At 62.5% G+C, this 14,440-nt stretch carries 10 protein-coding genes; 1 reads left to right on the top strand and 9 read right to left on the bottom strand.

Features of this window, described 5'->3' with window-relative positions; all coding sequences use genetic code 11:
• Positions 1–2 precede the first annotated feature (2 nt).
• The 6 genes from E7Z53_RS01825 to E7Z53_RS01800 all read right to left on the bottom strand — a co-directional run bounded on the left by E7Z53_RS01825 (position 3) and on the right by E7Z53_RS01800 (position 10,863).
• Positions 3–263: an AMP-binding enzyme gene (locus E7Z53_RS01825; RefSeq protein ID WP_176337040.1), complete on the bottom strand. Its 261-nt coding sequence runs from the start codon at positions 261–263 to the stop codon at positions 3–5.
• Positions 264–318: 55 nt separating this feature from the next.
• The gene (locus tag E7Z53_RS01820) at positions 319–456 is read right to left on the bottom strand and encodes an AMP-binding protein (RefSeq protein WP_176337039.1); all 138 of its coding nucleotides are present in this window, start codon (positions 454–456) and stop codon (positions 319–321) included.
• 263 nt (positions 457–719) lie between these two features.
• Positions 720–4,169 (bottom strand): DUF499 domain-containing protein, encoded by a 3,450-nt coding sequence (locus E7Z53_RS01815; RefSeq protein WP_176337038.1) that lies wholly within the window; start codon positions 4,167–4,169, stop codon positions 720–722.
• A gap of 3 nt (positions 4,170–4,172) precedes the next feature.
• Positions 4,173–6,962 carry a DUF1156 domain-containing protein gene (locus tag E7Z53_RS01810; protein WP_176337037.1) on the bottom strand — a complete coding sequence of 930 codons (2,790 nt, stop codon included), beginning with the start codon at positions 6,960–6,962 and terminating at the stop codon, positions 4,173–4,175.
• Entirely contained in the window at positions 6,959–10,597 is a 3,639-nt protein-coding gene (locus E7Z53_RS01805; RefSeq protein ID WP_369597940.1) for a helicase-related protein, read from the bottom strand. The genes E7Z53_RS01810 and E7Z53_RS01805 overlap by 4 nt, the downstream gene beginning before the upstream one ends.
• Positions 10,598–10,680: 83 nt before the next feature.
• Positions 10,681–10,863, bottom strand: coding sequence for a helix-turn-helix domain-containing protein (locus E7Z53_RS01800; RefSeq protein WP_176337036.1), 183 nt, complete (start codon positions 10,861–10,863; stop codon positions 10,681–10,683).
• A gap of 617 nt (positions 10,864–11,480) precedes the next feature.
• On the opposite strand from E7Z53_RS01800, the gene E7Z53_RS01795 reads away from it, so the two are divergent.
• Positions 11,481–11,954, top strand: a complete 474-nt coding sequence (locus E7Z53_RS01795; RefSeq protein ID WP_176337035.1) for a hypothetical protein — start codon at positions 11,481–11,483, stop codon at positions 11,952–11,954.
• Positions 11,955–12,083: 129 nt separating this feature from the next.
• Here the strand turns inward: E7Z53_RS01795 and E7Z53_RS01790 are convergent, their stop codons facing one another.
• The 3 genes from E7Z53_RS01790 to E7Z53_RS01780 form a co-directional block, all read right to left on the bottom strand.
• Positions 12,084–12,521 (bottom strand): GIY-YIG nuclease family protein, encoded by a 438-nt coding sequence (locus tag E7Z53_RS01790; protein ID WP_176337034.1) that lies wholly within the window; start codon positions 12,519–12,521, stop codon positions 12,084–12,086.
• 233 nt (positions 12,522–12,754) lie between these two features.
• Positions 12,755–13,474: a hypothetical protein gene (locus E7Z53_RS01785; RefSeq protein WP_176337033.1), complete on the bottom strand. Its 720-nt coding sequence runs from the start codon at positions 13,472–13,474 to the stop codon at positions 12,755–12,757.
• 69 nt (positions 13,475–13,543) lie between these two features.
• Positions 13,544–14,386: a hypothetical protein gene (locus tag E7Z53_RS01780; RefSeq protein ID WP_176337032.1), complete on the bottom strand. Its 843-nt coding sequence runs from the start codon at positions 14,384–14,386 to the stop codon at positions 13,544–13,546.
• Between the last annotated feature and the right edge of the window lie 54 nt (positions 14,387–14,440).

The following is a 14,440-nucleotide window of genomic DNA, read 5'->3' as shown; positions in this document are numbered from 1 at the left end:
CCTCAGTCCTCGGCGGACAGCGGTGGCAGCAGCTTCTCCTCGGAGATTATGCCGGTCGAGTTGCGGGGCAGGTCTTCGAGGAACTCTAGGTCGGTGGGCGCCTTGTAGGCGGCCAGCCGGTCGCGGCGCAAGCCCCGGAGCTGGCCGGCCGTCATCGTGGACTCGGAGGAGAGAATGACGAACGCCTTGGCGGTCTCTTCCCACCGCCGGCGGGTAACTCCGACGCCGGAGGCCAGCAAGACCTCCGGGTGCTGGTAAAGCACGCTCTTCACCTCGGCCGGGTACACGTTGTCCCTGCCGGAGATGCGAGTATCGCTCCTAGCGATCGGCGATGTAGAGAATCACGTCGCCGTCGACTTCGGCGGCGTCACCGGTCTTGAGCCAGCTCTCGCGTGTGATGGCCTTCGCCGTCTTGGCATTGCTCCAGTACCCCTGCGTGAGCAGTGGGCCGCGCACCCACAGCTCGCCGATCTGCCGGAGGGGACCTCTGTGCCGTCGAGATCGCGGACACCGCACTCTGCGTGGGCCACCGATACGTCGATGGCCAAGGGATCATCGCTGCCGCGCGGGGCATGGTGAGGGGACTGATGCACCGATAAGTCAATATGTCGCCTATGGGTGCGTCAGTCCCTTTCGACCCGCTCACTCGCTGTCGCGGCGCGGCCGTCGAGGCCACCGTTCTCTGTGTATTCGTTTCAAAATCCAGGCCATCGTGGGGCTCAGTTTTTTTCGAAGCCGGAGCTGGGGTCGAACTTGAGGACGCGTGCGTTCTCACCGATGGTGCGTACCTCGGCCTCATCGAATCCCTCGGGCTTGGAGGCCTGGATGTCAATGGTGATTTCGAGCTTTGCTCCTGCACCCGCGAGTCGATCAATGACCTCGCGAGTCACGTTGCCGATGTCGCGTGCGTACCGCTCGGGGTCGACCTTCACCGATCCGAAGTAGCGTGCGACCGCTACTTCCAGCACCGACTCGGCACCCGACTGCTGGCCAGCCTCCGTAGCAGATTTATCCGAACCGCCACCGCTCCATATAACGTCAGCAGGGCCGACACTTGTGCCGTCAGAACCATCGGGTTGCGTCGTAGTGCCCGAGTTTGACGCCGCTTTTGCGGCCTCTTTGGCCTCCCGACGGGCCTGCTCCTGATCAGCATCGATCTGGGTCTGCGCTCTACCAGCCTCCACGAGTAGCACACTGTCGGTGACCTGAACGGAAGCATCATGCTGCGGAGGAAATATCAAACCGCTGTACCGACCAGATGATTCGTCCTTGCCGCGCGCGATGGCGAAGCGTTCACCTTCGACGAGAACGGTGCCCAACGAGTTTTGGATCGCCGTATCAAGCACGTCACGGCTCACCAAACGCGGCAGGTAGACGTAGCGAGTGAAGTAGCCCCATAGCTCACCGACCGTGATCTCACCTTTATCACGCCACATCGCAACGAGTTCCTGCTGGAGCGTCGTGCCAAGGATCTGCGCACCGAAGTCGGTGACAAGTTGGTCTTCGCGACTAAGCTTCGCTGAAACGCGTTCGGCAAGCGATCTCCCGGCCTTGTCCGGCACCTTGTCAGCGATCAACGCAAACGGCTTCGTCGGATCGAATTGCTCGGGGTACAGCGCCCACGCAAACGTTCCGCGGACGCGGTCGGCCACTGTCTGATTGAGACGGGTCACCCAGTCGTCGGTCTGCTTGCGTTGCTGCACCGACAAGTTCAGCGAGTCGCTCGTTGACTGAACGCGCTTCCACCCAAGGTAGCTACGGGTCGCGGCTTCGAGGCTCTCTAGCTCGCTCTTTTCCGCCATTAGGAAGATGAGCGTGTTGCGGTGGATGCGCTGACTCGCCCCCTTCGAATCGATCGCATCATGCACCCACTGATGAGCTGCGGAATCCGCGCCATCTTGCTTCCGGCGAGCGTGGCGGGGGTGAACAATCACAAGGCGCGTGTTTTCCAAGTCGGGTATGTCCGCGCTCGACTCGGGCGCGATGTGGACACGGTCAAACACGCCGCGCGAGCGTTCCTCGCCGCGCAGTCGCTGAACGATCTCATTCCACACCGTCTCTACGTCTTCGCGGAGTCGCTCGGCATAGTCGCTCGCAGTCTTCGTTACCGATGGCTGAGTGTCGAACCAGTAGTGGCCCTGCTCTTCGTAGAAGTACGTTGACCGCTGGGCGAGCTGGTCGATTGCACTACCAAAGTTGCCGAGCGTGTCACCAGGAGTGCCCGTACCGAGCCATACGTACTGCTTGTCGAGGCCCTTACGGCTGGACTTGCTACGAGGCGCGGCCCCCATGAAAATCGTGCGGGCGATGCGCTGCGTGACATGACGCGTTTGAAGCGCCGGACGACTTTTATCGATCTCAGCGGCTGTCGACCCGGGACCGTCGATGTCAGAGTCGATAATCGGCTTCCACTGGTCTTCGAGATACTGTGTCAAATCCGTGTTGACCGTGCTTGCGTCGAGCGGCACATACCCTGGCATGATCAGCGGCGCGGCATCGTCGGAGACCCACAGCTCGTGGACAATCGAGGACACCAGTTTCAGCACCCCGCGGGTACGTTGGAAGCGTTCCAGTGTTGACCAGTCTTCGTAGAGCCGGTCGAGCAGTTCAGGGTGCAACGGGTACGAAGCGCGAATACGGTTCTCGTATTCCTCGCCGGGGGTAGTCGCATCGCGCGGAAACAGTTCCTTGTTCGTACGGTACATCGTCACGAAGCTACGTGCGGTGGCCGAGATCGCAGTGAGCCCCTCGGCGTTCGGCGCCTGGAAGAGACGGCGGCGCACGATCTCGAAAGACTCGTCCTTACTCGACGGACGCCACTGGTCGGCGACGCGTCGGATGACATTTTGCAGCCGCTCCAGTGCAAGCTGGCCGTTTGCGCCACCGATTTCGATGTCGCTTCCGCTGCCATCGGCTCCGGTATCGGATGCCGGGATTGAGACGATCAACATGACGCCGGGCACCGACTTGACGATCTCGGTAAGCGATTGGGCAAACGTGAACTGGGTCTCAAAGGATCCGGCCGGGAGCTCCTTGTCTGTGACGAGCTGCCGTGCGTACGCCACCCATTCATCGATGAGAATCAGTGCGGGACCGTACTTTTGAAACAGCGTGAGCAATGAGTCACCGGGGTTCGTACCCGCAACATCATCCGCGGCGATGAGGTCGTAGGCCTCGCGTCCCCCAAGCTGCCACGCCATTTCGCCCCAGAGTGTGCGGACCTCAGTGCCGTCAGTCTTAACTATCGGCGACCCCGCCTTAAGGTACGTGCCGACGAGCGCAACGCGCTTTACATTCAGAGCGCCGAGGTCGGGGTTGCCCGCTTCGGCGACCAGCTCCTGCAACTCATTCGGCAGACGCTTCGCGTCGGTGCCGCTGAAAAGGTGGTATAGCGCGAGCATAGAGTGCGTCTTACCGCCGCCGAAGTTCGTTTGAAGGTTCACCACCGGGCTGGCGTTGCCGTCGCCGTTGAGACGACGGAGTGCGCGCGAGAGCAGGTCGCGCAAACCTTCGGTGAGATACGTACGGGTGAAAAACTCGATCGGGTCGCTGTACTCGGATCCGAGCGTCTGACCAGTACGCACAAGATGCAGGTCAGCCGCGAACTCAGAGGCAGTGAACTCGCCACGAGCGACATCGTCGTGCGGACGGATTACCTCACGCCACGGACGAAGTCCCGAATCCGGAGTCATCGAAACTACGCTCCGCTTGACCTGCTTACGAGTCTGGTCCTCAAAAACTGTGCGTTGAAGATCAATGCGCAACCCGCGGACGTCCTTTGCCGAGTCGACAGCCCCCACCGCCGTCAGAAGTCGTTCCATCGTGTCGAGGGCACGCGCAGTGTCGTCAGAGCTGATCTTGCCTGCCTGGCCGTGCATCACTTCATTGCGGATCTCGCGCAGCTCTGAACCGAAACCCTGCTGAGCACGAGACAGGACCTCCTTGAAGTAGTAGCCCTTCTCGGTGATAGCACGAAGCTGTACCTGGACATCGTCCTTGGCGAGGGTCTTGGGGACGCGGCCATTCTTGGCAGCGTCCTCCGCCGCCCACTTGGTTGGCCAGTCGGAAGTGCCGAGGGCCTGCATCATGACTTCATCGACGGTGTCTTCGAGTCCCTCAGCCAGAAGTCCAAAGGCTTTAAAGAGTCGTTCCTGGTTGTTGAGTGCCATTGATTAACCCTCAATATGGTCGAAGTCGAATGTCTGCTGTGAGCCCATGCGTGGTGCTGTTGCCGCCAACTTACGGGCCTGCTCGTTGAGGTCGCCCCAGGCGCTTACGAGCCCGTTGAAGAGGATCGCGTCCTTCGTGTCCTTCTTCTTCTCAGCCTCGTGGAAAAGGAGGAAGCCCAGCTCCTTAACCGCCTCAAGGCTCACGCGGGTCTGCACCGTCGGAAGCAGCTCAGCCACCCTGTCGGCACCGTCTTTTGACATCACCGCGGCGAGGCGAACCGTAGCCTCCCACACGCTGACACGACCGTCGACCGCGGCGTCCCAGGCACCGTCAAGGCGCGACGGAGCAAGCAACCGCGCCTTCCCGCCCTTCGCCTCGAAGATTCCCCCACGTTCAAGGGCGCCAATCGACGTGTCGGACGACCGAGCAAGCTGGTCTGCGACACCCGAGTCCTCCTGCTCCCACCCATACTGGCGGTACCACTTGACCGCGAAGCGTGTGTCTGAATCGAAGTCAGACTCCTGGTCGCCGATGACCTCGTCAAGTGTCGAATTGACGAGGATGAGAGCGTCCTTTACTGACATATCCGATCCATCGGCTTCTCGCACCCTGGAGTAACGAGAAAACACTGCTATTCCCGGGCCAATCGAGGCCTGCGCAAGGTCGACTGGGGCAATGGTTCCTTGCATGAGGGTGCGTAGAGCCTCAGGCAGTTCCGACTTAAGCGCAGCAACGAATGCACGGCGAGTAGTGTAAGGGGCGTCTTCTGGTCGAGGGCGGCAAGCGAGCACGATAGAGGACGCGAGCGCATTCGCATTTGATCCAATCAAGCGCCCCGCCATCTCCGTTCGTAGCGGCCACGTAGCGGTAATTTCCCATCCCGCTTCAATAAGGCCGTCGAGGAGCGTATGCCAACCAGTAGACGACGTTCCAGCGTCTCGCGTGTCTTGTTGTTTATACGCGTAGTAAACCGTCAAGGGAACCGATATATTCGCGCTCTCTCGAATCTTGCCAAAAACGGAGTTGAATCCGTCGACGAAAAACTTTTCAGCTCCCGCCCTGCCGTCGTGACGGTATGGATTTGCAACGAGTTCTTCCGCTTTTGGTGTGAGCATAGTAGCAACGGTCTCGCCATGGATGCCGCTCAGCGTTCGGCGCAACCAGACATAGAAAAAATCGGAAAGGTCAGAGTACCCGATGTTGTCGTAATACGGCGGGTCAGTGGAAATGACGAGATTGGAATACTCCCGGGAAGCCGCATCTGCTTGTTCTGCGAAAGACAGGCCGTTTGCGGGCAGGCGGTCAAGAGAGTCTGCCATCCCTGAAGTCTGCGTGACGAAACCACCCGACCACGTCGAAAAGACATTCGCTTCGGCGTAATCCCATGTCATGGGAATTGCCTGACGAGAGAAGACGTTTCGGATCTTATTGAGGCTACTGTCCCATCCGCAAATAGACGATGACGCGTTTGATTCTCTGCTTACTGCGAGCGCCATGTAAGTAGCAATTGAGTCGGCGTATGCCTCGGCCCCGGTCCCCCCATTTTCGAGGCGGTCACCGCTGGGCAACCCGGCGGCAAGCGCGTCTGCAAGCACCCTTTCGCGCGTCTTGGAAACAAGATCGCTCAACGTAGTCAACGCGACGAGCTGCCGGTTGGTGAATAGATCCGACCACTGAGTCATACCATAGCGATAAACATTGATACGGCCAGGCCAGTCGAAGATGTCACCTGCCGGGACATCTTCTGGCGCGGAAACATCTGCTGAGGTGATATGTAGATCCTGGGGGGAAACATACAAGCGACCGCGATTTCCTTCAGCGACGATCGCCATCAAATGAGCCCCAATGCGTCCGGCACGACCTTCGGCTCGGATGTATTTAAAGTCGATAGGCGTGCCGTCAGCGATTGAAATTCCACCCTTACGACTAACAGTTCCATCTTGATCTCCCTTCGGGCCATTCGAATCGCGCCTGACCTCATAGCGGAGCTCGCCATCGACCACCGATGCGTGAATCCACGCTTCCTGACCCTTCTTCTTACTTAGCCACCAAGAGCGCACCAGCGGTACTTCAATCGGGTTGGCTGGGTTAGGGTTTTTCACGGTCCGCGCCCAGATCCAGGCGATAACTGTGTGTTCGGTGCCACCTTCGACCTTCACCTTTGGATACAGATGACCGATGCGCTTCCAAGCTTCGTCCCGCATCCACTCGCCGTAACGGCGCACGTCTTCCGCCAGACCTTCTGCACGACGCCACCCAGTCTGGGAGCCCTCAACGCCCGGAAAAACAGGGGCTTTGCATGCGAACTTTGGTGGGATCTCGATGATTGCTTTGTTGATTAGCACAGCGAGGGGGTTTAAGTCGCTTGCGTGTGCTTCCAGCCCAAGTCGCTGCGCCTCGAGGGGAATCGCGCCACCACCGGCGAACGGGTCGAGGACGGCCGGCAGGTCGCCGTTGTTTGATTTCAGAATCTCCTGTCGAGCCTGCGCAAATAGCTTCTCGTCGTTGCTGTTTTCCCAGACGATGAGCTGCTCCATCAGCGCGTGCAGACGTGCACGCTCGGTATCTTGCGCCTCGACTGTCGGGAACTCTTCCGGACGTGACGCAGGATCGTCGACAAGTTGCGCAAAAAGCACCGCACGTGCTGCCGCAATCGGCCGACGTGCCCAATACAGATGAAGCATTAAGGGCAAGCCCTTACGAATTGACTTCTTTTCTCGTGCGGACGCAAAATTAATCGCTTCGAGCGGAAGCGAGGTCTCGATAAGCTTCTTCTTGGGAGTGCTGGTCATCTGAGCTCTTTCGGCAGGGCTGGCTGAGTGTTGGGTGGACCGGGTTGCCGTGGACATCTGCCGCGGTCCCAGTAGTCGCGCCACTTCTCGTTGAGGGAACGCGTGGTGTCGGAGGGTTCCATGTGGTCGAAAGCGCCAGTCACATAACGGAGCTGATCGCGCTCTGGCCCGTAGGTTGAGACACAGACGAGTGCCAGTCGGTGGCGCTCGCCTTGGGTCTGGGCGAAGGTGACTTCGTTTGTGGTGATAGTGAACGTGTCGGAACCTTCGATGCGACCTTTAACCTCGATATAGAACACTCGACCGTCCGTGTCGGTGGATTTAATGTCGTAGCCGGAATTGTTGCGGGCCATCTCGACAGGGTTTCGCCCGAGTGCGCGCTCAGCGGCAAGCGTGGCGTCGACCGCTCGGCGCTCGACTACTTCAGTGTTGTGCGCGAACATTTGCGGGTGCTGCTCGGCAGCAGCGAGCATGTTGCTGGGAACGACGAATACCACACCGCGGATCAAGGATGGCACGGCAACGACGTTAGTGGCTTCGTCCAGTTCGCGCATCCGCTGCTCGAGCCGGTCGTCGAGCTGGCGTGCACGGGCTAGTGCTGTTTCAGCGCGGAGACGTCCGATTGTGCCGACCCGTTCGAGGGCTTCGAGTCGAGTGTGTTCGCGGTCCCAATGGTTGATCTCAGCGAGGAGCCGTTCTTTGATCTGGGCACGGGTGCGTGCGGTGTCGATCTCTAGCCGGGCCTTCACCTCGTCGATGCGGGGTTGGAGCCCGTGTCGGAACGCCTGCGCTCGGATGAGTTTCTCGTGATTTTCCTTCGCCCAGTCGCTCACCACGATCTCCCTAATCTGACCTGCCTCGGCGGGTTGGGGCCTGTCGTAGTCGAGGAACGGCGGAGTCGGTGACACCGTGACGGAGCCGTCGTGCGCGAACTGCAAGTAGTCGAAGTGGTGTGAAATCGTGTCGGGCTCGGTCGCGGTGTTCTGGATCCGCTGCTCCACGGTATACATCAGCGCTGGCTCGGAGGATTGCTTTTCACGGCGGTCGACGAGGATCGTACCGCGCTTCAGTGCCGCCCCGAGATCCTCAATGGTTGCTTCGATTACGGCGTGCAGCAACGGGTGGCCGGGGGCGATAAGTGCGGCTTCGACGTGCCCGTCGGGGTGCTTCTTGTCGAGGTCGAAGGTGATCCGCTCGTACTGTTCTGCGACCGGCGCCCACCGGCTTAGCCGACGGGCGGCGTCGACGACGCGACTTGGGACGCGGGTGATCTCGTAGCGTCCCTTCTCGCGGCGGCGGATCCGTCCGCCGAGGCGTTCGAAAGCAGGAATGAAAAACGCGGCGATATAGCCGGGTTGGAGCTTGCGTTCGCGGGCATTCTCCATACGGACGCGGACTTCTTTGAGGCTCAGCGCACTGAACATGTCTGAGTGGAGTGCGCGTTCTTCGAGCATGTCGTCGAGCCCGTGGGACACGCCGGCGTCGATGATGCGGTCGAGTTTCTCTTTGACTGTTGGCTGGTCGCCGTATCGGATCGCCTCGATCAGCAGGTCGCGGAGCGAGCGCTCCTGAAAGGCATCCGTATCACCAAGGACGTTGAAGAGGTTGCCGTTGTAGGCGATCGACATCTGGTCGATCTTCGAAAGGAGCCGGGTGAAGACGTCGCCCTCGCGGGTGTCTTTGGCGACCATGTTCCACAGGTGGCACACCTCGCGCTGGCCGATGCGATGGATTCGGCCGAAGCGCTGCTCGATGCGGTTCGGGTTCCACGGCAGGTCGTAGTTCACCATCAGGTGTGCGCGTTGAAGGTTGAGACCTTCACCGGCAGCATCCGTCGCGAGCAGCACAACGGTGTCGGGGTCGTGGGTGAACTGCTCCCGCGCCGCCTTGCGATCCTCGCGCCGCGTGCCTCCGTGAATCGTGATCACCGAGTCGGCGCGGCCGAGCAGCGAGGAGACTTTCGCCTGGAGGTAGTCAAGGGTGTCGCGATGCTCGGTGAAGATGATGATCTTGCGAACCTCGCCGGAACCGGCGTGAGTGAGAAGCTGCTCGTCGAGGATAGTGCGCAACTCGACCCATTTCTTGTCGTCGTCTTGTAGATGGACGCGACGGGCGGTGCGGATGAGATCTTCGAGGATCGCTATCTCGGCACGCAGCTCAGGGATCGTCTGGGCTGCAGTAGCGAGGTCGACGACGGTCTCAACTCGCTCTTCGAAACGTGTGCGCTCTTCCTCGGTGGTCTCGTCGTCGAACTTCTCGAAGTCGTCGATGGAGAATCCGACCATCGTGTAGTCGCCGAAGTCGACGGGCAGCATGTCGAGCGACATCAGTGGGACTCTCTGCTGCGTGACTCGTGCGCCCGGGCCTTTTTGTTCGGCTGCTCGTTGCATCTCGCGGAGCTTGGCCTCGAGGCGTTGCTGTCGGCGTTCAAGAGAACGGAGGATCGCTTCCGGGCTAGATGCGAGGCGGCGCTGGAGCACTGTAAGCGCGAAGCCGACGTTGTTGCCGCGCTTCTTGTCGCCTTCTGCGGCGATACGTTCGGCGCGCCCCATCTCAGTACGGACGTAGTCGGTGACCTGCTCGTAGAGATCCCGTTCAGCCGGGCTGAGCTCGTACTCGACCGTGTAGGCGCGGCGCTCAGGGAAGAGTGGCTTTCCTTCGAAGGTAAGGAGGTCTTCCTTTACCATGCGCCGCATCAAGCCCTCGGTGTCGGTCCTGTGCACACCCTGGCGGAACTGGCCCTCGAAGCGATCACGGTCGAGAAGTGACATGAATAGCTGAAAATCTTCTTCCTTGCCTGCATGCGGGGTTGCCGTCATTAGTAGGAAGTTGTGCGCGGTCGCCGAGAGCAGCCGCCCGAGCCGGAAGCGCTTGGTCTCGTCGACCTCGCCTACCCAAGACGAATAGTGCGCTGACATGCGGTGAGCCTCGTCGACGATCGCGACGTCCCAGGTCACATCTGAAAGCTGTTCCATCAGGTCATCGCTGCGGGAGACTTGGTCCATCCGCACGATCAGGTACGGATGCTGGGCAAAGACATTGCGCCCTTGGGCGTCGTCGACCATTTGGCGGTTGAAGACTTCAAAGCGCAAATCGAACTTCTGGGAGAGTTCTTCGCGCCACTGCTCAGCGAGTCCACCTGGCGCGACGATGACGGCTCGCTCGCAGTCCGATCGCAGAATCAGTTCTTTGACGTAGAGTCCGGCCATGATCGTTTTGCCCGCGCCGGGGTCGTCGGCGAGGAGGAAGCGGAGCGGGATCCGAGGAAGCAGCTCTTCGTAGACGGCACGGATCTGGTGTGGCAGTGGGTCAACGTCGGAGCTATTGACCGCGGTCATCGGGTCGTAGAGTGCTGCGTACTTGATACGTAGCGCCTCGGTTGCGAGACGGAACTCGTCAGGGTCGCCATCAAACGGCGGTGCAGAATCCAGGTCCCCAGCGATCTCGAACCGTGCTGCGTCGTCGTCGGTGATGGTGCGGGCTCCGCTTCGGCCGGCGTCGTCGCGGTAAAACACTTCGAAAAGTTCCGCGTCGATCGTGTCGATCGCGATAAGCGTGACGGTTCGGCCTGGCACAAGCCCGCGAAGGCGCTGACCCGACCGCAGGTTGCCAAGCGTCATTCGCGTGTCAGCCACAGGCTCCTCCTTCAAAATTTTGACCAGCAAATAAGACGATCTGGAACCATCGACATTTCTTACAATGGCTCTGTTTCTGGGGCTCACTCTTGGCTTGCTACGCCTCCGCTGCGAACCCATGCATCAACCTCGCTGGCCTGGAACTTCCAGAGTCGCCCAACCTTGTGCGCGGGCATGTCTTTCTCGGCGATCCAGGTGTATACGGTGTCCTTCGTGACGCCAAGATGGGAGGCGATGTCGTCAGCTGAAAGCCACTGCTCGGTCACTTTTGCCCTCCCTCTCAGCCCACACGGGGCATCATTCCGATGATATCGGAGTCACTCCGGGTTAAGTACCGTTTTTCCGGGTATGAGCTGGTTGAAAGAATTCACTTCGAATGTGTGCGACGGTCCACACAGTCGGGCGCATCGAGAGTCATGCGCGGACCGTTGATCGCCGCCGCTGCGGATCGGAGAGTCACGCCAGTGTGTGCCTTGCATTGAAGACCGCTGACTCCAAAAGGCCGGGGCGCCTTCCAGCAGACGCCTCGAAACATTTAGCGGCACCGCGACTCCTTCGGCATGCGCAACCCAGATAAAGTCGTGTTGCGGGCTTCCACTTGGGAGTACATCTAGGCACGCGAATGGGGTGATGGGATTGATGCACGGATGGGTGTCTGGGGCGACTACCCATCCTGCTCGAGGATCCTGGTCCAGGCCATCCATCCCTCCCTGCCGCCTGCAGAGTCCTTTCGGAGCGTGATGATCCCGCTCGGTCGCGCCCATGTCGTTGTGTTCTTGTCCTTCGCCGCCGGGACGAGGCGTCGAGGAGGCGGTGATTACGTGCAGCTCGGGAGCGGGGCGGTCTGCCGGGCCCGGCCCAGCGGCGGTGCAAGGATGAGCGGATGTGGAACACATTCTGGCCCGATCTGCTGATTACCGTCATAGGGGCGGTGCTGACGGTGTTGATCGCGTGGGTCACCTACGTGCTCCAGCGCCGAACCAACGAGAAACGGGCCCTGCGCTTCCTCGTGGAGGAAATTCATCGTCGCCGGGCGCTGGCCCCGATGTCGCCTGTCGGTGAAGTGCCGGGCGCGGGTGCATCAAACGACTTCAGCCGGGTGAACGCCAGCATTCTCGACATCAAGGACCGCATCCGGTTGGCCCGCGAGCAGTCCCGTCCGGAGTCGCCGGCGCAGCCGGCCCTGTCGGACATGACGAGGGCCTGCAACAGATACCTCGAGGGTGCGGCCCAGCGTCCGGAAAGGTATCTGCACGAACTCCTGGCGTTGCGGGACAGCCTGACCGGTAGCATCACGCGGATGGCTGAGGGCGTCCATGGCGTTGAGCCCCTCGAGCCTGGTGGGTCAGCCTTCTAGCGCTGCCATCCGTCGCCCTCCGGGGTTGGCTTGTGCACTCCGAGACCGCCTGGGTGCGCAGTGTAGTGAACTGGCGGCCAGCGCGCTCGGCGGGGGCAGAGCGCGTCGTGGGGATGGTCTCATGGGCGATCAGTGATCGAGCAGTGGGCATGCGTCGACGGGCAGCCCCTCGACGAACCGGCTCTTGCGTTCGGTGAGCCTCCGTCCGTGCTCGGTGCCGTCGGTGTTGAGCGCCGGCTGGTGCAGCTCGATCCACTGGGCCTCGGGGGCGTCCGTCTCGTCCTTCGATGCGCACCGCACCCCATCCAGTAGCAGGTGATCGGCCACCCATGCGGTGAGCCGGTCCTCGGCGTGCGCGGCCAGGACCACCCTGCGGCGGCTGTCGAGCGAGGCGCCCTCAGTCCATTTGCCGTCGCCGGTCAACAGGACCGCCAGCAGCGTCCGGCGCAGCGCCGAGGAGCGGGTGCGACGCAGGCGCTGCCGGAGAATGCGCTGGTGCAGGTTCTTGCGGGCCCGCCCGACGTGGAGGAGCGCGGCTTGTTCCGAGTGGTGGGTAGGACAAAGCACCGCAGGCAGATCGACCAGCCCGGCCGACTTCGGCGTGGGGAAGCGTGCGGTGTCCAGCCATCACGAGTACACGCCGGACGCCCGCGGCGGGCCGGCCTGTGCTGGGCGAACCAGTGGTGTGGCGGCGAGGTCGAGGTGCTCCGGGAACTCCGTTATTTTGCAACAGTAAATGCAGGTGGAGGTGATGATGAGGAGGCCGGAAACGGACGCTCTGATCTCCACCTCAAAGCGCATCAGCGCGAGCCGGACTCCTCGCCCGCTGACGGCGCCGGTCCACCGCTGTGCTCGACCGGCTCCGGCGTGCGCTGCCGCCCCAGTGCCTGCCACAGCAAGAACCCGCCGCCGGCGATGAGGGCCAGCGGCCAGAGGTAGTTGAAGACGCTCAGCAGGGCGGTCGCCTCGAGGGCGACCAGTACGGCCAACATCGCCAGCGCGCCGGCGGGGATCCATGCCCAGCGGCGCTGGCCCTGGCCGCCGGGCAGGACCGCGACGAGCACGAAGGTCACGGCGAAGCCGACGAAGAACAGCGACCCGGACGCCCGAGCCCCGGCCTCGGAGGCGCCGCCGACGGCGGGCAACGCCAGGGTCAGCATCACCCCGGCGGGGATGATTGCCCACCACCGTCCGTGGTCGCGCAGGTACACCGCGGCGAAACCGATCCCGAGCGCCCCGAGGAACAGCGAGCCGCCCCAGGTCTCGGCGCCGGGCAGCCCGGTCTCGTCGGCGAGCGCCGACAGGCCCAGGCCGAGCAGCGCACCACCGGGGATCGCGGCCCACCAGCTCTGCCGGTCCGAGGCGAACAGATACCAGAAGACGGCGGAGGCGGCGAGAAACAGCACGCCCCAGAACAGCCCGGTGGCCACCGGGGCGCCCACGGCCTGGAGCAGCAGGAGAACTCCTGCGAGGAGCAGGAGCGCTCCGAACAGGGCGCCGACGGCTCGCTGCGTTCTCATTCCGCTCACCTCTCCCGGTTCCAGGGTAGGACTCCGCCGGCCAGGGGGAGCAGTGTTGCCGGGCCGGAGTTACCGCCCGAGCTCGGCCAGCCGGTCTGCGACGATGGCGGGGATGTCGTAGTCGGTGTGCGCCCCGGCAGTGGTGATCCGCTGGGCCTGGTCATAGCCGGCCTCCCGGAACTCCGTCTCGGCCTGGGCGGCGGCGTCCAGGGCCGACCAGGCCCCGGAGTCGGAGGCCCAGGTGCCGTCCCGGTGGCCCACCACCCAGGTCAGGTCGAGGTCGTCGGTGGCCGGGGTGGCCTCGGCGATGGGCTGGCCGTAGGTGCCGCCGCCGCCGATGAAGGCTGCCCCGGAGCCGGCCGGCAGCCAGTCCATGCCCTCGCGCAGCAGGCTCCGGGAGAGGAACTCCGCGCCGCCGGAGTAGCCCGCCATCAGCACCCCGGCGTCGGTGGTGGGGGTGATGTTGGTGGTGGCGAACTGGCGCACCGCCGCGGCGGTGGCCGCGGTGTCCCCGGCGCGCCAGCTGCGGGTGCCGTTCGGGGCCTCGACGAACACGAAGGCCCGGTTGGTCTCGGCGGCGACCTCGGCCAGACGGGTCGCGAAGGGGCCGTCGGGCTGCTCGGCGCGGGCCGTGCCGTCCCCGTCGAAGTAGAAGACCGCTCCGGCCGAGCGATCCCAGTCCACGCCGTCGGCGTAGTAGTGGTAGCTCAGCGTGATGCCGTTGTCCGCGCGGAACGTCCGGTCGGTGCCGCTGACGGGGTGCCACCCCGTGGAGCTGGTGGTCACGGCGTGGGCCGGGGTGGCGGTGAGGGCGAGCGCCGCAACGGCGAGGATGCCGACGCCGGTCCGGAGCAACGGCGTGCGCACGCGGCGGGCAGGGACGGAGAAGAGTGCTGAGCGGGGGGAGGTCATCGTGGTCGCTTTCATCGTCGGTGATGGGGCGGAGCATCCGCGGGGGCGCCCGCG

The organism is Kocuria salina, assembly GCF_013368965.1.
GTDB classification, from domain to species: domain Bacteria; phylum Actinomycetota; class Actinomycetes; order Actinomycetales; family Micrococcaceae; genus Kocuria; species Kocuria rosea.
The sequence above is the reverse complement of the archived record's forward strand: the minus strand, read 5'-3'. Positions and strand labels throughout refer to the sequence as shown.